The organism is Pontimicrobium sp. IMCC45349 (assembly GCF_047219225.1).
Taxonomy (GTDB): domain Bacteria; phylum Bacteroidota; class Bacteroidia; order Flavobacteriales; family Flavobacteriaceae; genus IMCC45349.
In genome coordinates this window covers 88728-114467 of the sequence record NZ_CP178208.1, presented here as the reverse complement: position 1 = coordinate 114467, position 25740 = coordinate 88728, and the positions used below count along the sequence as shown (strand labels likewise).

16 protein-coding genes and 1 tRNA gene are annotated in these 25740 nt (G+C 30.0%); 9 read left to right on the top strand and 8 right to left on the bottom strand.

What is annotated here, in order from left to right; genetic code table 11:
* The first annotated feature begins 5 nt into the window (after window positions 1–5).
* The 6 genes from ACLII3_RS00530 to ACLII3_RS00505 are packed head-to-tail and all read left to right on the top strand — an operon-like array spanning window position 6 to window position 14293.
* Window positions 6–1466 (top strand): DUF2779 domain-containing protein, encoded by a 1461-nt coding sequence (locus ACLII3_RS00530; protein ID WP_412985621.1) that lies wholly within the window; start codon window positions 6–8, stop codon window positions 1464–1466.
* Window positions 1463–4357, top strand: coding sequence for an SNF2-related protein (locus ACLII3_RS00525; protein WP_412985620.1), 2895 nt, complete (start codon window positions 1463–1465; stop codon window positions 4355–4357). The genes ACLII3_RS00530 and ACLII3_RS00525 overlap by 4 nt, the downstream gene beginning before the upstream one ends.
* A 34-nt stretch (window positions 4358–4391) precedes the next feature.
* Window positions 4392–7469, top strand: coding sequence for a site-specific DNA-methyltransferase (locus ACLII3_RS00520; protein WP_412985619.1), 3078 nt, complete (start codon window positions 4392–4394; stop codon window positions 7467–7469).
* Between the two features lie 20 nt (window positions 7470–7489).
* On the top strand, window positions 7490–10732 hold the full coding sequence (locus tag ACLII3_RS00515) for a DEAD/DEAH box helicase family protein (RefSeq protein ID WP_412985617.1): 3243 nt from the start codon (window positions 7490–7492) through the stop codon (window positions 10730–10732).
* Window positions 10733–12862 carry an AAA family ATPase gene (locus ACLII3_RS00510; RefSeq protein ID WP_412985615.1) on the top strand — a complete coding sequence of 710 codons (2130 nt, stop codon included), beginning with the start codon at window positions 10733–10735 and terminating at the stop codon, window positions 12860–12862. It abuts the gene before it with no gap.
* Between the two features lie 3 nt (window positions 12863–12865).
* Complete coding sequence (locus ACLII3_RS00505) at window positions 12866–14293, top strand: 5-methylcytosine restriction system specificity protein McrC (RefSeq protein WP_412985613.1); 1428 nt, start codon at window positions 12866–12868, stop codon at window positions 14291–14293.
* Window positions 14294–14327: 34 nt separating this feature from the next.
* On the opposite strand, the gene ACLII3_RS00500 is transcribed toward ACLII3_RS00505, so the two are convergent.
* From ACLII3_RS00500 to ACLII3_RS00480, 5 genes are all read right to left on the bottom strand, one after another.
* A complete protein-coding gene (locus ACLII3_RS00500) occupies window positions 14328–15362 on the bottom strand; it encodes a DUF3871 family protein (RefSeq protein WP_412985612.1) in 1035 nt (344 codons plus the stop codon).
* Window positions 15334–16197 (bottom strand): AAA family ATPase, encoded by an 864-nt coding sequence (locus ACLII3_RS00495; protein ID WP_412985611.1) that lies wholly within the window; start codon window positions 16195–16197, stop codon window positions 15334–15336. Before ACLII3_RS00495 ends, ACLII3_RS00500 begins: the two co-directional genes overlap by 29 nt.
* Window positions 16198–16490: 293 nt before the next feature.
* Entirely contained in the window at window positions 16491–17327 is an 837-nt protein-coding gene (locus ACLII3_RS00490) for a hypothetical protein (RefSeq protein ID WP_412985610.1), read from the bottom strand.
* Between the two features lie 168 nt (window positions 17328–17495).
* Complete coding sequence (locus ACLII3_RS00485; RefSeq protein ID WP_412985608.1) at window positions 17496–18710, bottom strand: site-specific integrase; 1215 nt, start codon at window positions 18708–18710, stop codon at window positions 17496–17498.
* A 191-nt stretch (window positions 18711–18901) separates the two neighbouring features.
* Window positions 18902–18986: transfer RNA gene (locus ACLII3_RS00480), tRNA-Ser, on the bottom strand.
* A 138-nt stretch (window positions 18987–19124) separates the two neighbouring features.
* On the opposite strand from ACLII3_RS00480, the gene ACLII3_RS00475 reads away from it, so the two are divergent.
* From ACLII3_RS00475 to ACLII3_RS00465, 3 genes are all read left to right on the top strand, one after another.
* Window positions 19125–19892, top strand: a complete 768-nt coding sequence (locus ACLII3_RS00475) for a sulfite exporter TauE/SafE family protein (RefSeq protein WP_412985607.1) — start codon at window positions 19125–19127, stop codon at window positions 19890–19892.
* An 81-nt stretch (window positions 19893–19973) separates the two neighbouring features.
* On the top strand, window positions 19974–20600 hold the full coding sequence (locus ACLII3_RS00470) for an NAD(P)H-dependent oxidoreductase (RefSeq protein ID WP_412985605.1): 627 nt from the start codon (window positions 19974–19976) through the stop codon (window positions 20598–20600).
* Between the two features lie 109 nt (window positions 20601–20709).
* Window positions 20710–21903 (top strand): DegT/DnrJ/EryC1/StrS family aminotransferase, encoded by a 1194-nt coding sequence (locus tag ACLII3_RS00465; protein ID WP_412985604.1) that lies wholly within the window; start codon window positions 20710–20712, stop codon window positions 21901–21903.
* A 2-nt stretch (window positions 21904–21905) separates the two neighbouring features.
* On the opposite strand, the gene ribB is transcribed toward ACLII3_RS00465, so the two are convergent.
* From ribB to ACLII3_RS00450, 3 genes are read right to left on the bottom strand one after another with little or no spacing between them, the layout of a single operon-like run.
* Complete coding sequence (gene ribB, locus ACLII3_RS00460) at window positions 21906–23060, bottom strand: 3,4-dihydroxy-2-butanone-4-phosphate synthase (protein ID WP_412985603.1); 1155 nt, start codon at window positions 23058–23060, stop codon at window positions 21906–21908.
* A gap of 38 nt (window positions 23061–23098) precedes the next feature.
* Window positions 23099–25087, bottom strand: coding sequence for an LptF/LptG family permease (locus ACLII3_RS00455; protein ID WP_412985601.1), 1989 nt, complete (start codon window positions 25085–25087; stop codon window positions 23099–23101).
* An 8-nt stretch (window positions 25088–25095) separates the two neighbouring features.
* Window positions 25096–25740: a LolA family protein gene (locus ACLII3_RS00450; RefSeq protein ID WP_412985599.1), complete on the bottom strand. Its 645-nt coding sequence runs from the start codon at window positions 25738–25740 to the stop codon at window positions 25096–25098.

The window sequence follows — 25740 nt, the reverse complement described above, 5'->3', positions numbered from 1 at the left end:
CCTCTATGCATCAACTAACCAAAACAGACTTTATACAATACCTTAATTGCCCTGAATCATTATGGCTTCTAAAAAATAAGCCTAATGAATATCCCAAGGGAGAATTTTCATTGTTTTTAGAAAAGTTGATTAAAGAAGGTTATGAAGTTGAGGAGTATGCAAAACTATTATTCCCTAATGGAGTTGACTTACCAGAAAATAGTACCCCTGAATTTACCCAACAACAATTAAATTCAAGTAGTAACTTATTTTTTCAACCATCTTTTTCAACATCGAAAGGAGTATTTGCTAGAATTGACGTTTTGGAAAAATTACCCAATGACACATACCATATTTATGAAATTAAATCAGCATCGAGTATAAAAAAAGGAAAACTTGAAGACGCATGTTTTCAGAAATATGTTTTACAAGAGTGTGGTTATAATGTATCAAAGGTTTCTATTATCCATCTTAACAAAGACTATGTAAAGCAAGGAGCTATTAATGCTAATGAATTGTTAGAGGTTGCTGAAGTAACTGAACAAATAAACAACATATATTCTACAGTTGTTAATGATATTAATGCTGCTTCAAATTTTATTAATAAAGAAACTATAAATGAAAATCAATGTTCTAGCAGGTATAAAACAAGAACAAACCATTGTGACAGCTTTAAATACTTTAATAAGGATATACCTGAGTTTAGCATTTATGAAATTGCAAGAATTTCGGCTAAAAAAATAGGACAGTTAGTTGACAATAACCAATTAGGAATTTTAGATATTCCCCAAGATTTTGAATTAAGTGTAATTCAACAAGCTCAAGTAGAATCTGTAAGAAAGGAACTTGTATTGGTTAATGAACCATCAATTCAAAAAACCTTAAACAGCTTAAAATACCCACTACATTTTGTAGATTATGAAACTTATCCAACAGCAGTTCCTAAATTAGATAATATGGGACCTCATAATCACCTAGTCTTTCAAGTGTCTATACATTCTATGCAAGAAAATGGTGAGCTAACTCATTTTGAATGGTTAGGAAGTAAACTAGAACAACCTGTAGGTATGCTAAAAAAAATGCAGAATTTTACTGGTCTGACAGGTACTTTTATATCGTGGAATGCACCTTTTGAGATAAGCAGAAATAAAGATATGTTGGTTTGGATTCCCCAATTTACTGACTACCTAAACTATATGAACAACCATATGTTTGATTTAATGAACATTTTTAAAACAGACTATGTGGATTTTAAGTTTCATGGTTCTACTTCAATTAAAAAAGTATTACCTGTGCTATGTCCTCAGTTTTCTTATTCAGATTTAGAAGTACAAGATGGCACAATGGCTTTAGATACCTGGGGAAGAATGGTTAGTGACCCAAACTTTAAAGAAGATATAGAACAAACTAGAAAAAACCTTCTAGCTTATTGTAAGTTAGACACATTAGCTATGGTAGAAATTTTTAAGGAGTTAAAAAGAATATGATTAATCATTATCAATCAAAATATTATGCTTACGAATTATCTAAAAGATGTTCTTCAGATTCAACTGAAAAGTTTGGAGCAACTCTATTAGATGCAAAAGTAGACTTAAATCCACACCAAGTAGAAGCTGCTCTATTTGCTTTTAAATCTCCTTTATCAAAAGGAGCAATATTAGCAGATGAAGTAGGTTTAGGTAAGACCATAGAAGCTGGAATACTATTGTCTCAGAAATGGGCTGAAGGTAAGCGAAGAATTTTAATTATAAGTCCATCTTCTTTAAGAAAACAGTGGTCTCAAGAGTTAGAAGATAAGTTCTATTTACCTTCAAAAGTCCTTGAAACTAAATCTTTTAATGCAGCAAGAAAAAAAGGAAAGCAAAACCCTTTTGATAACAAAAACAACATAGTAATTTGCTCATATCATTTTGCTAGAAACAAAGCAGAATGGGTGCAACTAACTTCTTGGGATTTAGTAATTATTGATGAAGCTCATTACTTAAGAAATTCATATAAGCCAACGAATAAGATTGGCAACACCTTAAGAGTTGCTCTTGAGGATAAAAAGAAAGTATTACTTACAGCAACTCCATTACAGAATACAATTCTAGAACTTTATGGATTAGTATCATTTATAGACACCAATATTTTTGGTGATTTAAAAAGTTTTCGAACTCAATTTTCAAGAGCAGATGAAACTGAATTTGAAGACCTACAAGATAGAATAGCTCCTATCTGTAACAGAACATTAAGAAGACAAGTTCAAGAATATATCAACTATACTAACCGTATCCCAATTACTGAGCAGTTTGTTCCTTCTGATGAAGAGCATACTTTGTATGAAATGGTTACAGAATATCTTCAGAGAGAAGAATTATATGCTTTACCTGCTAGTCAAAGACATTTAATGACTCTTATTCTAAGAAAGCTTCTAGCATCTTCTAGTTTTGCTATTTCTGGAACTTTAGAGAATTTGATTAAAAGACTGAAGACGACAATCAAAGAAAATGAAATTAATAAGAATCAAAATGAAAAACTTGATTCTGAAATTCTAGAGGATTATGATTTGTTTGACGAGATTCAAGAAGATTATAAAATTTCAGAAGAAGAATTAGAAAATGAAATTGAAGATGTTGTTGAAATTTTATCTGATGAACAAATTGCAGCCATTAAAAATGAATTAAGAGATTTAGAAGCATTTTATGAGCTTGCTTGTTCCATAGAAAATAATGCTAAAGGAGATAAACTTCTGGTTGCTCTTTCAAAAGGATTTGACAAACTTAAAGAGCTTGGTGCTAATCAAAAAACCATCATTTTTACAGAGTCTCGTAGAACTCAAACTTACCTTTTAAACTTATTAGAAAATAATGGTTACAAGGATAAAGTCACCTTGTTCAATGGTACAAATAATGATGAGAAATCAAAACTGATTTATAAATCTTGGCTTGAACAAAACAAAAATTCTGATAAAATAACTGGTTCTAAAGCTGTTGATATTAGAGCTGCTCTTGTAGACCATTTTAAATCTGATGATTGTCAAATATTATTAGCTACTGAAGCTGCTGCTGAAGGGATTAATTTACAGTTTTGCTCTATGTTAGTTAACTATGATTTACCTTGGAATCCTCAGCGTATAGAACAACGTATAGGTAGATGTCATCGTTATGGACAAAAATATGATGTTGTTGTAATTAACTTCTTAAATACTAAAAATGCAGCAGACCAAAGAGTATTTGATTTATTAAACCAGAAATTCAGTCTTTTTAATGGTGTATTTGGTGCTTCTGATGAAGTTTTAGGAAGTATTAGTTCTGGTGTTGACTTTGAAAAACGAATAGCAAAAATATATCAAGACTGTAGAACAAAAGACGAAATTGAAGCTTCCTTTGATAGTCTTCAAAAAGAACTTGAAGAACAGATAGGTAACAAGTTAAAATCTACTCAACAAAAACTCTTAGAAAATTTTGATGCAGATGTTATTGATAAACTTAAAACACGTTTAGATGAAGCCAAAAATCATGTGTCAAAATATGAACAATGGTTATGGGAAATCACAAAATTAGGTTTAAACGGTAAAGCAAATTTTGATAATAAAAACCTATCATTTGTATTAAAACAAAATCCTTTAGATAAGCACATTCCAATTGGTCCATATACTGTACATAAAGACAGAGAAGATATTCATCGTTACAGAATAGGGCATCCTATTGCACAACACTTAATTCAAGATTTTAAAAACAAGGAACTACCTTTTACAGAATTAACTTTTGATTACTCTAACACAAAGCTTAATGTAGCTTCAATAGAACATCTTATTGGTAATTCTGGTGTGTTACATCTTGAAAATTTTGAAGTCAATTCTTTTGATGTCACAGACAATTTATTATTTGTAGGGTTTACTAAAGATGGAGAAGAAATTTCTAATGATATTTGTAAACGTATTTTAGAACTCCCTGTAATTTCTGAAAATAAAAATAGTGTTCTTTCTGAAACTGAAAAAGCCAAACTTTCTGAATCTAGAAACACGCATAAAGAATTACTTTTAGAAGCTCTCAAAGCAAAAGACACAGACTATTTCCAGCAAGAAGTAGACAAGTTACACAAATGGGCTGAAGACAGAATAATAGCTTCAGAAAAGGAATTACGTGATGTTAAATCTAAAATTAAAGAGTTAAATAGAAACTCTAAAAAAACAAACTCTACTGATGAATTGTTAAAAATTCAAACAGAGTTAAAATCTTTAGAGAAGCAAAAAAAGAAGCTACGTCAAGAAATATTTGATGTAGAAGATGAAATTGAAGACAGAAGAGATAACATGATAGATGAAATTAGAGAAAAGATGTTAAAATCCATCAAAGAAACTCCTATTTTCACTATCAAATGGCATCTAAAATAAAATTAAAAGAATACCCTAGCATACATATAAAAATATGGCAACAGAAATAAATAACACCAACTACCAAAAACTTAAAAACGTATTAAAAGAAGTTTTTGAATTAGATAAGGCAGATTTGGATTTTGGTATCTACAGAATCATGAATCAAAAGCGAGAGGAAATTACAGATTTTCTTGATAACCGTTTATTACCTCAAGTTAAAGAAGTACTGGCTGCTAATAGTTCTGGAAACAACACTAAAATCCAAGAAGAACTAAATACATCTATTGAGCAAGCTAAGTCCTTAGGTGTTGACCCAAACACATTGCCTAAAGTACAAGAATTACAAAGTAAACTAGCCAATTCAACTTCTGTAGATGGTTTAGAGCAAGAAGTATATTCTCATTTAGCCAATTTCTTTAAACGTTATTATAAAGATGGAGATTTCATTTCTCTAAGACGCTACAAAAAAGATGTATATGCTATACCTTATGAAGGTGAAGAAGTAAAACTACATTGGGCAAATTATGACCAATACTATATTAAAACTTCTGAATATTTAAAAAATTATGGTTTTAAAATTGCTGGCAATAAAACAGTGAAAATAGAGCTAAAAGAAGCCTCTACAGAACAAAATAACAATAAAGAGCAGTCTGGTAAAGAAAGACGTTTTAAAATCTACGAGGAACTGCCTGTTGAAGTCTCAGAAGATGGTAACACACTTACTCTAAACTTTACTTATGAGCTTCATGATAAAAAAGTCAGTCAAGATAAATTAATGGCTGAAGCCTTAAAAACCATTGTCTCAAACCTACCTTCCGAATTTAATGATGTACTAGCTTTAGCTCCTACTGAAAAAAATAAAAAACGTACCCTTTTAGAAAAACACCTAAATGACTTTTCTGCTAGAAACACCTTTGATTACTTTATACACAAAGACCTTGGAGGATTTCTATCTCGTGAACTAGACTTTTACATTAAAAATGAAGTCTTATACCTAGATGATATAAACACAGATAATGAGCAAGATTTTACAGCACAACTTTCTAAAGTAAAAGCGTTAAAACAAGTTGCTCAAAAAATTATTAGTTTTTTAGCACAGCTAGAAAATTTCCAAAAGAAATTATGGTTAAAAAAGAAGTTTGTAGTTAGCACCAACTACTGTGTTACTTTAGATAGAATACCAGAAAGTTATTATCCAGAAATAGCAGCTAACAAAGAACAGTTAGAAGAATGGAATGAACTTTTTAAAATACATGAGCAGAAAGGTGATTTATTAACGGTAGCTTATAGTGAGCCTTTAACCATAGATTTTCTTAAAAGCCAACCTTATTTGGTTTTAGACACTAAATTCTTTTCTCAAGAATTTAAAGATAAGCTGTTGGCAGAATTTGATGATTTAGATGAACAAACTAATGGTTTACTAATTAATTCTGAAAATTTTCAAGCAGTTAACGCTCTTCAATCAAAGTATAAAAAACAAATAAAATCTATTTATATAGACCCACCTTATAATACTGATGCATCCGCTATTGTTTATAAAAACAATTATAAAGATTCTTCATGGTTAAGTTTAATGTATGATAGACTGAAAATTAGTGCTAACTTTCTATCTAAAGATGGGATTATTTGTGTCGCAATTGATGACGAGGAAGTTTCTGAATTAAGATTATTATTAAATGAAGTTTTTGACAGAGAGCTAGGAGTTGTGCCTGTAAGAACTAACCCAGCTGGAAGAAAAACAAAAGGTTCTTTTGCTCCCTCACATGAGTATTCTCTTTTTTATGGTAATTCAGAAGAAGCAATACCAGGAAGTCTGGATATTACAGAAAAGAGATTAAAAAGGTACCCACAGAAAGATGAGCATGGGAATTTTGCATGGGCAAACTTCATAAGGTCAGGTACTAATGATTTAAGACAAGATAGACCAAAGCTTTTTTATCCAATTTTTGTATCAAAAAATAATACTATAAGAATTCCAGAATTGGAGTGGAATAATTCTAAGGGAGCATATGATGTTAAGGAATCTCTCAAAGAAGGAGAAGTTGAGTTATATCCTTTAAGTGAGAAAAATGGAGAGATTATTGAGAAAAACTGGCAAAGAGGTTATCAGAGAGTGTCAACAGAGTTAAATGAATACAGAGTGAGACATGATGCTAATGGAAAGGTGAATGTTGATTTTAAAACACGTATGGATGAAAATTCATTACCTACTACATGGTGGGATGATAAAAAATATGCTTCAGCAAATTATGGAGCAGCAGAATTAAAAGAATTATTTGGTGTAAAGCAATTTGATTTTCCTAAAGCAAAAAAATTAGTTTATGATTGCTTAAAAGCTTCTTTTTCAAATAAAACAGAAGGTAATGTAATTGATTTTTTTGCAGGTTCTGGAACTACTGGTCATTCAGTAATTGATTTAAATAGAAGTGATAATGGTAGACGTAAATACTTCATGGTGGAAATGGGAAATTATTTTGATGTAGTAACAAAGCCTAGGACTTTAAAATCAATATATTCTGACTCTTGGAATAATGGTTCTCCTAAACTAGCAAATGGAATCTCTCAACTAATTAAATATTTTGAACTTGAAAGCTATGAAGACACATTAAATAACTTGGCTTTAAAATCTTCAGTACATCAATCTAATTTATTGAAGAGCGCTGATTTTAATGACGAATATCTATTAAGTTATATGTTAGATGTAGAGTCTAGAGATAGCTTATTAAATATAGATGCTTTTAAAAACCCTTTTAATTATAAACTAAACATTACAAGGAATAATGAAAGCCAAGAAACAGTAATTGATTTAGTAGAAACTTTTAATTACTTAATTGGCTTACATGTAAAAACCATACAAACCATAAAAGGTTTTAAAGTAATTACAGGTGTTACCAATGAGAGAGAAGAAGAAACCTTAGTAATTTGGAGAAATACTGAAGAAAAGAGTAATGCAGACTTAAATGACTTCTTCAAAAAAATGGAATTTTCTACCAGAGACACAGAGTTTGATAGAATTTATGTAAACGGAGATAATCATTTAGAAAATCTAAAAATTGGTGATGAAAAATGGAAAGTTGTACTCATAGAAGAAGAATTTACCAAAAGAATGTTTGATGTACAAGATGTTTAATAAAACCAGACAATAACAACATGGCTAAAAAGAAAATTATGAAGCTAAGTCAAGGGTTGGTATTAAACAGATACTTGCTAAGCTTATTTGGATGTTCAGATTTTGAAGGTATGGCACAATACCTTAAAGATTCTCATTTAGAAGGCTATGATGAAAACAATGTAACTAAATTTCATCATGCTTTAAAAATGAGATTATTAGATAGCGAAAAACTAAACAAAGACTTATTGTTTGAGTATGACCAAAATATTGTAAGCCATACACTAGCTATTTCAGAATACAGAGAAGGTGTTTTTAAATGGAAATACTTTCAATACATAACACTACTTTTTATAGAGATTTATCTGGATAAATATTTTGCTAATCCTAACTTATTATTGGCAGAGTTAAATCAGTTTGTAGATGCTTTTAATAATCCTTTAGACCATAGTGTACCTAATAAATATGATTATGTTTCAGATTACTTTACAGTTGATGAGTTAAGTAAAATTGCTATATGGTCTGCTACTGGTAGTGGTAAAACATTGTTACTCCATGTAAACATAAAGCAGTATTTACATTACGCTAAAAAGTATGGTAAAAAAGATTTTAATAAAGTGTTGTTAGTTACACCTAATGAAGGTTTGTCAAATCAGCATTTAAATGAGTTTGCAGCATCAAATATTAAAGCAGAAATATTTAGCAAGTCTTCAGGAGCTTTATTTTCTGGAGAAATGGTAGAGATTATAGAAATAAGTAAACTAACAGAAGAAGGAAGTAATGATGGTAAAACTGTTGCTGTAGAAGCTTTTGAGAAAAACAACCTTGTTCTTGTTGATGAAGGACATAGAGGAGCTAGTGGTGATGAATGGAAAAAAAGAAGAGACCTATTAAGTGAAAACGGATTTGCTTTTGAGTATTCTGCAACATTTGGTCAAGCCATAAGTGCAGCTTCAGGAAAGAAAAAGGAAACCTTATTTAAAGAGTATAGTAAGGCTATTCTATTTGATTACAGCTACAAGTATTTTTACAAAGATGGTTATGGTAAAGACTACAAAATCCTAAACATAAAAGATGATACTAATGATGAGTATTTAAGAAAGTATTTAACAGCATGTTTACTTGGTTATTACCAACAACAATTAGTTTACAATCAAAACGCATCTAAAATGGATGTTTACAAACTAGCAAAACCATTATGGATATTTGTTGGAGGAAAAGTAAACTCTGTAAGTAGCAAAACGATAACAGATGAATTTGGAAACAAAAAGAAGTTAGAGTTATCTGATGTAATTACCATTGTTAAATTCATTTCAGACTTTATAAAAGACCCAAGTAATTCCAAAAACCATATCAATCAAATATTAACTGGGAATGCAGGTCTAAATGATGAAAATGGAGCATCTATATTTTCAAATTCTTTTGACTACCTAAAGGAAAACCTAGTTGAGTCTGATGAGCTATATATCGATATACTTCAAAAAGTATTTAATACAAGTCTTGTAGGTGCCAATGTACACCTAGATAATCTAAAAGGTGCTGATGGAGAGCTTGGTTTAAGGATTGGAGATACAGACCAATATTTTGGTGTTATAAATGTAGGTGATGAAGCTAAACTTCATAAACTATGTATGGCAGTTGGTATATTGGGTATGGAAAAAGAATTTTCAGAAAGCTTATTTCATAATATCAATGAAAAAAATAGTAATATTAATTTACTAATTGGTTCTAAAAAATTTACTGAAGGTTGGTCTTCTTGGAGGGTAAGCACCATGGGATTGATGAATATTGGTAAAGGAGAAGGTAGTCAGATAATTCAGTTATTTGGTAGAGGAGTACGTTTAAAAGGTTTTAATATGAGCTTAAAACGTAGTTCTAGATTAGATGAGTATCAAAGACCAAAAGAGAAAACACCAAAATATATACCTACACTAGAAACCTTAAATATTTTTGGTATTAAAGCTGACTATATGCAGCAGTTTAAAGAATACCTTGAGGAAGAAGGATTACCAACAAATGAAGGTAATTTTAAAACGATAACCATTCCAACTATAAACAGATATTCTAAAACTAGAGATAGTTTAAAAATTATCAAAACAAAAGAAGGTGTAGCTGAAAACTACAAAAAGGAAAACATAACAGTTTTAGAGATAACTGATGCTTCAAAGTACTTGGATATTAAATTAGATTGGTATCCTAAAATCCAAATGATTAGTAGTAATAAATCGATTACTAATGTAGTAGATGGTAAAGATGTAGGATTAACTTTAAAGCCTCATAATTTAGCTTTTATAAATTGGGATAAAATCTTTTTTGAAATTCAGAAATATAAAAATGAAAGAAGTTGGTATAACTTGTCAGTTACTAAAGAAAACCTTCAAAAAATAATGAATGATGATTCTTGGTATCAGATTTCTATACCAGCCTCAGATTTAGAACCATCAAGTTTTAATAGAGTATTTATATGGGAAGAGTTAGTGATTGCACTACTTAAAAACTATACCGAAAAGTTCTATTTAAGTATTAAAAACAAATACTTAGCTAGACATATTGAAGTTGATATTCTTGAAGAAAGTCATCCTAATTTTACAGAAGAATACACAGTTGCTGTAGAAGAAACTGAAACAGATATTATAAGAAATGTTTTAGAGTTTAAAGAGCTTGTTAAGAAAGATGATATGCTCCAAAATGACTTTGAAATAAATAGAGGTTCTTTTGTTGGGTTTGATTATGGCAACCATCTTTATTATCCTTTACTCTATATGAATGACAGGATATATAAGGATATTGTTAAGGTTTCTCCTGTACAGTTAAATGAAGGAGAAAAGGATTTTGTAGATGATTTGAAGCAGTACTATAATGCTAATAAGAGTTATTTCAATGACAAAAAAGTATATCTACTAAGGAATCAAAGCAAAACTGGAATTGGTTTTCTAACAGAAACTAAGAATTTCTACCCAGATTTTATGTTATGGCAAATTGTAGGAGATAAACAATATTTAAGTTTTATAGACCCAAAAGGAATTTATATGCTAGAAGATGTTTGGAATCACCCTAAGGTAAGATTACACAAGACTATAAAAGATGAGTTTCAAGCTAAATTAGATGATAAAAACACTTATTTAAATTCATTTATAATATCTAATACTTCATTTAAGGATATGCAATATAGAAGGTCTCATGATGAGACTATTGAACATTATCATAATGCCAATGTTTATTTTCAAGATGAAGATAAACATACTTACATAGAAAAAGTATTAGAAAAAGGATTAGTTGAATAAATGAATTTTTGGCATATACAAATACAACCAGATGAGAAGTTAAGTGCTCAAACCTTAATAGATGTAATTAACACTAAACAAATCATTGGTTTATGGGATAATTGGAATGATAAAAATGGTAATCCAGTTCCTGACCCAGATTGGTTTAAAAATGATGTGGAAATTGGAGATATAGTTATGGTTAGAAATACCATTACTCCAATAGCATTAGTAAAAATAAAAGATAAGGCTTATCTAGATAAAAATGTTACTTCAGATTTTGACTGGTTTCCTCTAAGAAGAAAAATAGAAGTGTTATCTATCTTCAAGGATTCAAAGGATAAAACCATTTTAGAACAAAGCTTAAAAAAGTTCAATAGTAAACATATACAAGCACCTGGAACTTTAACCTTGTGCCAAGGAAATAATGCTACAAATTATTTTATAAAACAGTGGTATAAAAAAATAATGAGTGATAAACTTATGGAGAAAATTAAAATATCAAATCAGCGTCAAGAAGAGTTAAAAATCCTTTGGAATAAATATAAAAGTGAGGTTAGTAGTAAAGAACAAAAGTTTATTGAAAACGAATATCAAAACCTTTTAAATGATTGGACACAGTACAGGGATAAAATCACCAATAACACCCTAGATATTGAGGATTATACTAATCGAATAAATAACCAAGAAGCAACATTACCTGGAGGTTATTTATGTAACTTTTTAGAACGTACAACAAAAACTGTTTTTGGTTCATCTAAGCCAGCTGGTTCAGCTCTTGCTTTTGGTGTAAAGCTAAATGAGAATGGTTCTTATGCTATTGGTAAAAAAGTATCTAATGCTTCAATTGAAGATGCTAAAATTGAATTTAATAATAATATAAAGCCTCTCTTTGAAAATGTAGTTAATTGTGATGATGCAATGTTGAAACCTTCACAATTTGAAGATTCTGATTATCAAGCTAAACAAATTTTAAGAAAAGTAGCTGTATTGGACAACCTATATGACTTTATCTATATTTATTCAGACCCAGTAATAGATGCTCTTCATGATGAGTTATTAGAATCAGAAACAACTAGTAATTTGGGCAAAAATCATGAAATTAGAAAAGTTTTAAATCATATTCTAGAAATACAAGATACTCCTCTGGATAATGTCTTACTATCAAGATTTATTTGGAAATATGGAAACACACAAGGTATTGCAGATGTGAATACTCCAAATGTTATTCTATATGGACCTCCTGGAACAGGAAAAACATATGCTGTAAAAAATAGTTTAGATTTTTTATGCCAAGGAGATAGAAGTAGATATGAATTTGTACAGTTTCACCCATCTTTTACTTATGAAGATTTTATTGAAGGTATTAAGCCTAAAGGTGTAACAGAAAATGGAAACATCAAGTTTGAATTAGTTGATGGTATTTTTAAACGTTTTTGTAAAAGAGCCAAAGAAAACCCTAAGAAAGAGTATTACTTTGTAGTAGATGAAATTAATAGAGCTAATCTGTCTTCTGTATTTGGAGAAACACTTTTATGTATCGAAAAAGATTATAGGCATGATGGAGAGAGTGAAGACAATCTAATAAAGACTCAATATTCTTCTTTAATTGAAGATATGATTGAAGAGGATGAAGAGAATAAAAATAATACAGAACTAGCTTATCATTTAATAAAAGATGAAAATGGCAAAGTGAATGCTTATTTTGGAGTGCCAAAGAATGTGTTTTTTATAGGTATGATGAATGATGTGGATAAAAGTATTGATGCTTTTGACTTAGCTCTTAGAAGGCGTTTTAAATGGATAAGAAAAGATTGCGATTATGAAGTGATTGAAAATGATGTGAAATTTAGAAATGGTGATGATTTTCATAATATTGAAAAGTATTCAAAATCTTGTAAAAACCTTAATGACTTTATTAGTGAAAAACTAGGCATGGGAAAATCCTATGAGTTTGGGCATTCTTTTTTTATGAAAATTACTGGAATAGCTAATAGCAGAACGATTTCATCTAAGAACTTAAATGTATTATTCAATTTACATTTAAGACCTACATTAAAAGAATATTTGAGGTCTATGTTTGCAGAAAGTCAATTAGATAATAAGTTAGAAGAAGCTTTATCTGTTTTTGTAAATCCCATTAGTAAATAGTAGATGAAAATAAATGTACCAACAAATCATAATTTTTATGAGGAAAAGCCTTTAGTTGAAAACCAATTAAAGAATAGTTTTGGTGCAAAAAACAAAAAGGAATCTAGACACATAACTGAACAAATTTTTTCTTCAACTTATCAATTTACTACTAAAAAGGAAAGTCTTGAACAGATTAAAATTTTTGGTTTTAAGGAACAACGTAATAAGCTTGAAGATGAGGAACAGCTCATATTAAAACTATACGCAAAAGAGAGTAATTCTGAAGAGAAAAAGTACATAGTTCAAACTGGTTTATTTGCTGGTACAATTTATCATAAAGATGTTCAATTTAACATTGTAACTCCTTATGGTGATACTTTTTTAAAACGTATGCTAAACTTTGTCAATGATATTTATGTTGACAATCAATCTACTAAGGCAGATAAAACAGAAGAAACTAATGAGTTTCAAAATATCATTGCGTTTCTTTTTATTCAGTCTTTAGAAAAAGCAGCAGTACTAGGGCTGCCTAAAAACTACCAATCAATAACAGAAAGAAGTAATAAAGTTCGTGGAAAAATTGACCTTAATGCTTATTTAAAAAGAGATATACCTTTCACAGGTAATTTAACTTCTACATTTAGAGAACAGATTTACGTTCAAGAAATTATTGATGTGCTTTACTTGGCTTGTAAAGCCTTAGAAAAAAGATTTGGTAAGGAAATACACAAAAAAATATTAGGTGTTTATCAGCTTCTAAAACAGAACTATTCTGCTGTATTCCCTCAAAACTCAGTAATTGAAAAAGCAAAAAATCATTTTGTTCTACAAAACCCTATGTTTTCTGCTTTTAAAAAAACTATTGGGTATGCTGAAATAATACTAAAAGAACAAAACTTATTAGTTTCTCAAACAGATAACCAGCTAACAACTAATGGTTATTTATTTGATATTTCTCAACTTTTTGAAGTATATCTAGAAAAGCTTTTAAGTCGTTATTTTACAGACTGGTATGTAACTGGTCAGGAAGAACTGAATGTGTATCAGAAAATGTTTTATAAGCGTAAAATGTTTCCAGATTTAGTCATGAAACATAAACTTACTAATCAGATAATAGTTTTTGATGCTAAGTTTAAAAAGATGAGACTTCATAAAACTCAAAGTAGTTATTCAGATTTAGATAGAAGTGATTTTTATCAAATTCACTCTTATATCCAATACTATCAACCTAATGTTATTGCAGGAGGTTTACTTTACCCTCTTAACAATGAAATTAGCATTGACACGACTTATTCCGAAAATTTATTTGACAATCAAAGCATAGAAACCAGATTTATAGTAGATGGGATTTATATAAATAAAGAAATGAATATGTCTGAAATAAATGAAAAAGAAAATGAGTTTTTGTTAAGGGTAGAAACATTAATAAAAGCGTATCAAAAAAAATAACCCAACCTCTAAACAAATAGAGATTGGGCTTCACTCAACTCAAAAACCAAGCATGGTTAGAATCACCATTCAGGGTGTTTTTAAGTCCATTTGTGAATTCAAAAGCATTTACATTTCTTGATAGAAAAGAGTCAATGTAAGAACTCTTATTAGCCCCTGTAAAGAGATTATATACATTCCATAGGTTTATGTCTCCTTTATCATTTCTACAAAAGCTATCATCTAAATAATAGTCTTTAGCAACTGTAGAAATTTGCCCATCATTAAGCAATAATTCTGGAATTTGAGATTTCTCCTTTTTAGGTAAATAATGATATAATCTTGCTCTACCTATTAGTTGAGCAAACTGTTGTTCAGTTAAATTTTGTTTAGATAACTGTATCATTCCTTGTAAGTGAGATTGAGGATTATAATCTTCAATTAAGTCCATAATTTTAGTCTGTAATTCAGAATAATTTCCAACTCGCATTTCATCTTGATAACCATCTGTAGAAATACATAAGTTACAACACACCATATTTTGAAAACCTACAAAGAACTTAAACTTCTCATAGGTTTTCCTATTATAAAGGTTTTCCTGATTGTAAGCTCTTACACCTCCAACTGTTAAGGCAACATTATTACCATTTATATTTTCAGTAATAGATGGGATTCTAATGATAAATGCCATTCTTTCAAAATATTGTGTTTTCTCATGGTCTAAAAGCTCTTTTACTGGTTTATAGATAGCATCAGCAGTTCTACCTTTTATTTGATGAGAAACTCTTATTTCTGGCACTTCTATGGTATGATGAGAAAACACTTTACCAACACAATCTTGAGCTATCTCTATAAACTCTTGATGTGCTAAAGTCTTTTCATTATCCTTACTGAATACTGGTATAATGCAATCATTCTTTAAACTAGAAAGGCTAACTTCTTTTGTGTTAGCCTCTATAAAAGGGTTCTGTTGATATACTTTGTTTTCTGAAGGTATTTGTAAGTTGTGAACAACTTCTGGCTTACCTTCAAGAATATTAATTATTCCATTACGTTGCTTGTTAAGCTCTGTTACTGATACTATTTCCATTTTGACTGAAATTTTCTGGTTTAACTAATTGCTCTAACTGCTCTTTTTTAGCTTGATACAAAGCTTTTAATGGTAATTGAAAACTAGGATGCTCCTTATACAGTTCCATCAACTGACTTACAGATAAGCATTCTTCTATTCTCTGTTTTACATCTTCTTCTTTTACAGGTGAAGTACACCATTCTAAAATGCGTTTTCCTGTAGAAGTATTAATCATAAATTCTGGTCTGCCTGAAAATAAGTTGGTTCTATCTTTACTTGCTGTTGCAAAATGTTTTATATCAATATCGAATACAATGGTAAATTCATAAGAAACATCATCTCTTTGTACAGCTTTTAATCCCACCTTTTCAGGAATATATTTTCCATCTTTTTGTTGCAGTACATAATCTTGTTTGGTTCTCATTGTAGCAATTACATGAGCATCACACTGTAAAATCTTATTGATGAATGCTTTTTGCCTTGGTGTTACCTTATTCCAGTTTGTAAAAGAGTTGCCTGGCAATTTTGAATGATAATCTATAAGTTCATCCCATACTTGCGAAATTGAATCCAAAATTATTACTTCCATTCCTGCCTTTTCACAAACCTCTATTGCTTCAATAAATTTCTCTGGTGTATAAGGTGGCTGTAATGGTAATACATTATAGTTTCCCAAGTGAGCATAAAGGTCTGCTGAACCATTTTCTGTATCAATAACAGCAACTTTAGCTAGTTGGTCATTAGTTAGTCCTTTTGCCAATAAAAGAGAGCTTAAACTCTTTCCTGAGCCACTACTTCCTTGTAAAGCCATTTTAATTTTAGCTTGTTTTCTTTCTGATTGTCTTAATTGCATAATCTTATGTTTTTTAAGGTTAATATTAATTGCATAAAAAAGCATCCCAATTATTGAGATGCTGAAAGTCATTGGCGGAATACCACTAATAAAAGAGTACAGGTTTTCGTTTTACTTTATAACTATACTAATAATTATATTCTTTTTAATAAAGGGACATACTTATTAATACAGTATATATAATTTACTGAAGGTCTGTCTAAATATAATTGAATACTCTTTTATTGGAGGGATTCCTCCAACCAAAAAAAGCTACTGTGAAGTAGCCTTTTGATAAATAATTAAGAATTCTGTTATTGCATAACAGATGAAATCGATTTCTTTTCCTTTTTAATAGATGGTTTGAGGTATTTCTCAATATCTGGTTGAGTATAAATGTTTCCATCTACATCTTCATTGCTATGTAGCATCTGTGGTAACAAATCTATTATCTTACATCCATCAATATCAAAGTAATTAACTTGCATAGGTCTTCCATCTATTTGTGCCTTCCTTAACTCAGTTGATAGAAACCCTAATTCTTTAAACTTTTTAATAATCTTATTAGCTCTATCCTTTTTAATTCCAACTTCTTGAAAGATTTTTTCTTTAGACCAGAAGAAAGGTTTAAAATCAAAGCTTTTAAATTTCACTAATAATGTTATAAAAAATACCCTTTCATCACAAGTAAAAAAGTTTGAATCGTATTTCATAAAGTTTAAGACATCTACTCCCATGAAACTATTATATGCAACTGGCATAAAAGTAAATTCCTCAGCTACATCTTCTAGAGTATCTAAATTGACTAGACATTTAGCCAAAGGACATGGAATTACATTCTCTTTATCAAGAATACCAAACTCACCATCTTTATTGACTTTAAAAAGCACATATTTGTCATCACTATCGGAGAAGTTTTCTTCTTTAGTTAATGTAAAGTCATATAGTGATATTTCCTTAAACTTAACTCCATTTACTCCTTCATAAACGGTATATTCATTTGTTGGACCACTAAAATCATAACTATCTCTGACAGTTAATTGATTTTGAAAATTATTTAAAAACTCTTTGTTCTGCTTATTTTGAGTAGCAGTTTCCTCATTTCTCATTGCTTCAATCAATTGATTAGCAACACTTCTTTCTTCTTTCATCATATTAATGTTAAAAGATTAATAATCAAATGAACTCTTTCATTTGACAAATAGAAAAACTCGGTGTTAGAACTATACTTGTTCTTAAAATGTAGAAAACTCGTTGAAAATCAGTTGTAGTTTATGGAAGTCATTTGAAAACCTCTGACTGATTTCCGTCAAAGGTAATCAAATATTTTTTCTATTTAACTTTTTTGTTAATTTTTTCATTTGCTCACTCACTTTTTTCTGAACAACTTCACCATAGCTTTCTTCTGTAACACTCATTTTAGAATGCCCCAAAAGCTTAGAAACAATCTCCATGGGAACATCATTATAAAGTAGTACAGTTGTAGCAAATGTTTTTCTGGCAATATGATGAGTAAGGTTCTTAGTTATTCCTGTAAGCTCAGCTATTTCCTTTAAATAGGAGTTAAACTTTTGATTTGATATTACAGGTAATACTGAGTCTTCATTACTATACCTTGCTAGTATTTCTTTGGCTTGAGGAAGTAATGGAATTGATATAGGTTTATCTGTTTTTTGCCTTATCATCTGTATCCATAAATTACCATCAAAGTGTTCAGAAATGTGCTTAGATTCAAGATTAGCCATCTCTTTGTAAGCTAAACCAGTATAGCAACAGAATACAAACATGTCTCTAACTTGTTGTAACCTTACTTGTTTAAAAGAATGCTTCCTTAACTTTTCAAGTTCTTTGGTTGTTAAGAATACAATTTCCTTTTTATACCGCTTAGCTTTAAACAACATAAAAGGGTCTTTATTGATGTAATTTCTTGAAATACCAAGTCTAATCATCTTTCTAAACCTCTGAATACTCTTGTAAATTGTAGAGGTCTTAAACTTCTTTTCTGTCTGAAGGTAATACTCAAAATCATAAAGAAATTTTTCATTTAAGTCCTTAATTTGATAGTCCTTCTTTTTAAACTTGGACCAAAGAAAATCTGAAATATGAGTTTGTGTCTGATTATATTTCTCCCAAGATGTATATGTTGTTTCAATTCCTATAAGCTTTTTCATCCTGTTATTATGGTATGTCATTATATCTTGTAAAGTTTTTTCTGCTTTATGTTTGCCACCTTGATATTTAATATAGACATCTTGTACATCAAATTCTTTTTCTTCCATTTGGAGCAATAAAAAAGCCTTATTAATTTTTTGTTTAATAAGGCTCAATTTAGAATTGATGACGTCATTTTCTGAATTAGGAGGTTTTACTATCTGAAATTTACTTTCCCATAAGTTAGGCTTTATAAATATGCCTGTAGAGAATGGTTTTCTTTTCCCTAAATATGTAATCCTACATTTTAAAGGACATTTACCTTGTTTGTTAGTTTTAGATTTTTCAACTAAAAACAAGATGTTTATTTTTTGTTTATTCATAGTTTTTAGAAGATTTAAAAAGTGGGGTACCTGAATATTTTTTGGGGTACCTAAATGGGATACCTTTTTTTATTTTTAAGGTAATTATATAGTAATACTAGAACTGTTTAATAAATAGTGTAAAGTATTGTAAATAAAGGGTAAGTATAGTCCAATAAAAAAGCCCTACTAATTAAAGTAGAGCTTATAAGCGGAGAAAGAGGGATTCGAACCCCCGGAGGTGTGACCCTCAACAGTTTTCAAGACTGCCGCATTCGACCACTCTGCCATTTCTCCAAGTGTCTCATCAGGTATTTCCTGAATGCGGATGCAAATATAGAACCCTTTTTTAATTCTATCAAACCTTTTTTGAATTATTTTTCGCTTTTTTTACTTTTTAAATTAGGTATCTGTATTTTTGTGTTTTCAAAATTTATGACACAACTTCTTATCGATTTCGATGTCAATATTTTATGGTTAATTCTCGCAGGTTTTGCTGCAGGTTTTATAAATACCATTGCTGGTGGAGGAACTTTGTTAACACTTCCTGCGTTAATTTTTATGGGATTACCGCCTTCGGTTGCTAATGGTACCAATCGTATTGCGATTTTTTTACAAACAGCTACTGGAGTTGCTGGTTTTAAATCTAAGGGTGTTTCTACATTTCCTTTTAGTATTTACTGTGGAATATCTGCTTTGTTTGGATCTTTAATAGGAGCTAAAATAGCAGTAGATATTAAAGGAGATACTTTTAATAAGATTCTTGCTATTATAATGATAGCAGTAGTATTATTGATAATTTTTAAGCCTAAATTGAAAGAAAAAATCGTTACTGAGCGTACAACAGGTAAATATCTTTGGATATCAATTATTACTTTTTTCTTTTTAGGTATTTATGGAGGTTTTATCAATGCAGGTATTGGATTTTTAATGCTAATTTTTTTACCTTATGTAAATAAAATGAGCTTGGTTAGAGCTAATGCAGCTAAGGTTACTATAGTTTGTATTTATACACTTGGAGCTATAATTATGTTTTATTTAAATGATAAAATTAATTGGAAGTATGGCTTAATTTTATCTATTGGAAATGTAACAGGAGCTTGGATTTCAAGTCGATGGTCAGTAAAAAAAGGAGATAGAACTGTACAGATATTTTTAGTTGTAATGGTCATTATAATGGCTATCAAACTGTGGTTTTTTTAAATTGATAGTACTATTTAATTAATCTATAAGAAGGCATACTACGTTTTATAGATTGCTTTTAACTTTGTCAAAAAAATATAGATGAATATTATTGAAAGTTTACAATGGCGATATGCCACGAAAAAATTTGATAGAAATAAAATTATTCCTCAAGATAAAATTGAAGTATTAAAAGAAGCTTTTAATCTTACAGCAACTTCTTACGGTATGCAACCAGTAAAGCTTTTGGTGCTAAGCGATAAGAAACGTCAAGAAGATTTGTTGCCTCTCAGTATGAATCAACAACAAATAGCAACAGCATCTCATGTTTTAATTTTAGCAGGAGCAGATATAAATAATGTTAGCATTAACACCTATTTTGATAGTGTAAAGCAAGTAAGAGGTACTTCTGAAGAGATATTAAATCCATTTAGAACTTATTTATTGGACAACTTTAGCAATAAAACAGAAGCAGAAAAAGAAACATTTATAAAGAACCAAGCATATATAGCATTAGGAAACCTATTAACAGTTTGCGCTTTAGAAAGAATAGATGCTTGTCCAATGGAAGGATTTGAACCAAAAGCTTATGATGAGTTTTTTAATTTAGAAGAAAAGGGGGTAAAGTCTTTATTGGTAATACCAATAGGTTATAGAGCAGAAGACGATATGTTTTCAACTTTAAAAAAAGTAAGAAAAAGTATTGATGAAAGTGTTATAGATTTATAGCGTTATCTCAATTAATAATTGTTATAAAAATAGGCCTTAAGATTTGTTCTTAGGGCTTTTTTTTTGCTCATTATAATTGTAGATTTGGTAAAAAATAAAGAATAATACTATGCCTGGATTTGAATTGTTTGGAGATGCTGAACGTAAAGAATTAAATGATGTATTAGATAGTGGAGTTTTAATGCGTTATGGTTTTGATGGTATGCGTAAAGGACATTGGAAAGCTAAGGAATTAGAGCAGAAGCTTCAAGATAGTTTACAAGTTAAGCACGCACAGTTAGTATCTAGTGGAACTGCAGCAGTAACAATAGCTTTGGCCTCAGCTGGAATTGGAGCAGGAGACGAGGTTATTATGCCAAATTTTACATTTGTTGCAAGTTTTGAAGCTATTATGATGCTTGGTGCTGTACCAATTTTGGTAGACATTGATGATACATTAACTTTAGATCCAAAAGCTGTAAAAGAGTCTATTACTTCAAAAACGAAAGCAATTATGCCTGTACATATGTGTGGTAGTATGGCAAATTTAGAGGCACTGCAAGACATTTGTAAGGAACATGACTTATTGCTTATTGAAGATTCTTCGCAGGCAACAGGAGCTACTTATAAAGGCAAGCCACTAGGAAGTATTGGTGATTTAGGGTGTTTGTCATTAGATTTTGTTAAGATTATAACAGCTGGTGAAGGTGGGGCTGTTTTAACCAATAATGAAGCGTATTATAGACATGCCGACCATTATAGTGATCATGGACACGATCATGTTGGAAATGATAGAGGTGCTGAAACACATCCCTTTTTAGGTTATAATTTTAGAATTTCAGAATTGCATGCAGCTGTTGGTTTAGCGCAATTAAATAGATTGGAAGAATTTGTTGCTATCCAAAAAAAGAACTACACAATTATAAGAGAGGCATTATCTCAAATTCCAGAAGTGGTTTTTAGAACTGTTCCAGAAGGCGGAGAGGAAAGTTATTCTTTTTTAAGTTTCTTTTTACCAGATTTGGATATTGCAAGAAAGGTAAGTGCAGCTTTTAAAAATAATGGAGTTGATGCATGCTTTCACTATTATGATAATAATTGGCATTATATAAGAGAATGGCAACACTTAAAAGATTTAAAAACACTCTATCCTTTATCACAAGAAGTAAAGGATGGTTTGTCATATTTACAAACAAAATCTTTTGAACAATCCGACCATTATATTGGTAGAAATATATCTTGTTTAATCAAATTATCTTGGACTGAAGACGAAGTAAGAAATAGAGCTTCTAAAATGGTAGAAATAATTAAAAGCTATTTGTAAAATTAATAATTTACATAGTCCACAATCTCAAGACCATAACCAATCATACCAACACGTTTTGTTTGCTCAGAGTTAGAAATCAAACTTAACTTATGAATATTTAAATCATGTAAAATCTGAGCGCCAATACCAAAGTCTTTTGAATCCATTTCAATTCTAGGTGCTTTAGTAATAGTGTTAGGTTTTTGAGTTTCTTTTAAAATGTTTAAACGTTTTAAAAGATTCATTGATTGTGATTGTTGATTAATAAATATTATAGCTCCTTTTCCTGCATCGTTAACTACTTTAAACATATTGTCTAGCTTTTTGTCGGCATTATTAGTTAAAGTGCCTAAAATGTCATTATTTACAAGTGTAGAGTTGATACGTGTAAGAATTGGTTCATCATTAGACCAAGCCCCTTTGGTAAGTGCTATATGAATTTGATTATTAGTAGTTTGTTGATAAGCTCTTAGCCTATAACTACCAAATCGTGTTTCTATTTGAAAATCTTCTTTCTTTTCAATTAAAGAATCGTGCTCCATTCTATAAGCAACCAAATCTTCAATTGATACTATTTTTAAATCAAACTTTTTGGCAACTTCCATTAGTTGAGGTAAACGTGCCATTGTACCATCTTCATTCATGATTTCTACAATCACTCCTGCAGGTTTTAAACCAGCTAATCTAGCAAAGTCAATGGCAGCTTCAGTATGACCAGTACGACGTAATACACCTCCTTGTTTAGCAACAAGTGGAAATATATGACCAGGACGTGCTAATTCAAATGGTTTTGTGTCGTGATCTATTAAAGCTTGTACTGTTTTTGACCTGTCACTAGCCGAAATTCCAGTTGTAACACCATTACCTCTTAAATCTACAGAAACAGTAAAGGCTGTTTCCATTGGGTCAGTATTATTATTAACCATCATACCTAACTCTAATTCCCTACATCTGTTTTCTGTAAGAGGTGCGCAAATTAATCCACGACCATGCATAGCCATAAAATTAATAGTCTCTGGAGTTATTTTTTCAGCAGCAGCAACAAAATCTCCTTCATTTTCTCTGTTTTCATCATCTACTACAATGATTACTTTTCCTGCTCTTATGTCATTGATAGCTTCTTCAATGCTATTTAATTTTATAGTTGGTTTGCTTTGTGCTGTTTGCGTCGACATGTGTCCTTTTTTTTGCAAAGATAAATCTTATTTAGATTCTATCTAATTTGTTTTAAATCTTCTTTCATTTTCTTTGAGAAATAAATATTGTAAAGAAAATATAACGGAATGCCAAGTATTACAAAAGGAATAGCGTTAGCCATTACTTTTTTTCCGTGTATTTTATAGAAGTTTGATTGACTTGTAATTGTTTTTGTAAATGCTACAAAAAATAAAATTATAGCTATTATACCTATAGCAACTAATATAGGACCTAATGTAGGGAATCCATTATTGTTTAGTATAGCTCCACTAATTCCTAAAACTGCATATATTATGTATAATATTAGCGTAAGTTTTGAGTTTTCATCAAACTCTAATTTATAGCGTGCTGCATTTTCATAATTTTCATTGACAAGTTTACCTCCTAAGCGTAGTTCTTCTTCCGAAATACCTCTAGTAGCCAATATGTTTAAAGAAGTATTTCTAAAACTTTCGTCTATTCCATATTGTCTGTAGTTTTTTATAATGTCTACTAGTTTGTCATCAGAATAACTATTTAAACTAGCATAGTCGTCCGATGCTTTATCTAATATAGTTGTAGTGTCTTTTGTTTCAACTGCCTTTGAAGCTATTAATTTCTTTAAAGGAATAATTAAACTGTCTAAATCTAGTAATGCTCTATCTTTAGTTGCTCTACTCGTTAAATAAATACTTATAGGTAGCATAATAAGTGTGGATAACCACGTTGCTAGTATAGGATTTAAACTACTGTCTTCGGCACTGTTTTTTGCAAAAATACCTATAAAGTGATAGGTCAAGAAAATTACAATAGCAATTACTATTGGTAATCCCATACCACCTTTTTTAATAAGTGCTCCAAGAGGTGCTCCAACAAAAAATAGAATAATACATGCAAATCCTAAGGCAAATTTTTCGTAAAAAGAAATGATATGCTTATTGATGTTCTTTTCACTAGAGGCTAGAATCTTTGTTTTTGATTTAATTATTTGTTTGGTAGAGTTAACAGAGTTTAGTGCCAAATCGATTAACTGAACTTTTTTTCTAGGCTTGAATAGTGATAAAAAATCTGAGTTATTAAATACTGTATCCTTTTTTTGAAGTTTAATATTGGTATTTAAGTTTTTTGAGGTAGATCGATTTAACATATTTACAGATAAATCTTCTAATGATTTTTGTCTTACATCTACCAAAGAATCTATTGCTGTGTCTAAGGCTGTAATATCAAGCATTGTGTATTTAGTAGAAAATTCTTTTTTCTCAAAATCTACATTATTAATTTGAGATAAGTCTACATTAAGAATGTACTTTTCAAAATAACTTTTTACTTGAGGTTTGTTTTTAGTGCGTTTTTGATAGTCTTTAGGTTGTAAATCATCATAATAATTACCGTCAAATAGAATGAGTTGTAATATGTCAGATTCTTCGCTACTAACAAATTCTCCAGAGGTAGATTTAATTACTGTGTAGTTTCCAGCACGATTTCCTTTTTTTTGATGAATGGTTACATCGTGTAAAAACTGTCCTCTGTCACCACTTTTTTTAGCAACCTTAATATTAATGTCTGCTAATTGATTAAACTGTCCTTCAGCAATTGCTAAGGCAGGCTTTACTTTAGCTATATTTTTTCTAAGATTGTAAAAATTATATTCTGCCCAAGGGATTACATTGTTAGCAAAAAAGAATGTTGTAACTGCAAGTCCAATAATAAAAAGGCTTAAGCTTCTCATTGCACGTTGTAATGAAATTCCGGTTGATTTCATTGCTGCAAACTCATAATTCTCGGCAAAACTACCAAATACCATAATGGATGAGAGTAGTATTGTAAGTGGTAAAACAAGAACAATTAACCTAGGAGATACAAATAGTAAAAATTTACCAACTACTTCCATTTCTAAATCTTTACCAGCCAGTTCTGCTATATAAAGCCAAATAGATTGTAAAAGAAAAATCAGCATGAGAATTACAAACACGCTGAAAAAAGTCTTTAAATAAGTGGTTAGTATGTATTTATCTAATATTTTCAAGAGAAAATCTAGTCTAGTTTATTGATGTAATAATCGCTGTATTTCTTGGCATCAAAAGTAAACAAGCTTTTTGATAAAGGCTCATTTGTTTTAAAAGAATTAACAGTCAATGTAGTTTTTGTGTCATTACTACCAACTTCAATTAAATTATAGATGTGTTTAGTATTGATGTCAATACCTAATAACACATGGTTTATTTCAGAACTAGAATCCATAGGAACTAATTTTACATACTGAATTTTTCTGCCTTTTACATTTTGTACAATGTCCATACTGTAAGTATAACCATCTTCATAGAATGATAACATTTGGCTTGGTGTAATGGTATTTTCATCATCAGTATTTTCAGATGAAATTGTTACTTCTTCATCTTCTGGACTTATACTGTATAACGTTTTACCATCGTAAATTCTTGTAATTCCTAAGATGTTTAACACATATTTATCACCTTGCATGATAACATCACCACGTGTTTCTTGTCTAATGTCTTCTTCTGTATTAACTAAAACATATTTAAAATCTAAAGATATATTATCATAACTCTTTACTTTAGTTGAGACTTCATCTAAAAGTGCTTTTGCTTCTGAAGATGTATCTTGAGCAAAAAGAGTTGAGCTAAATACTAGTGCTAATGCTATTAATAAATTTTTCAT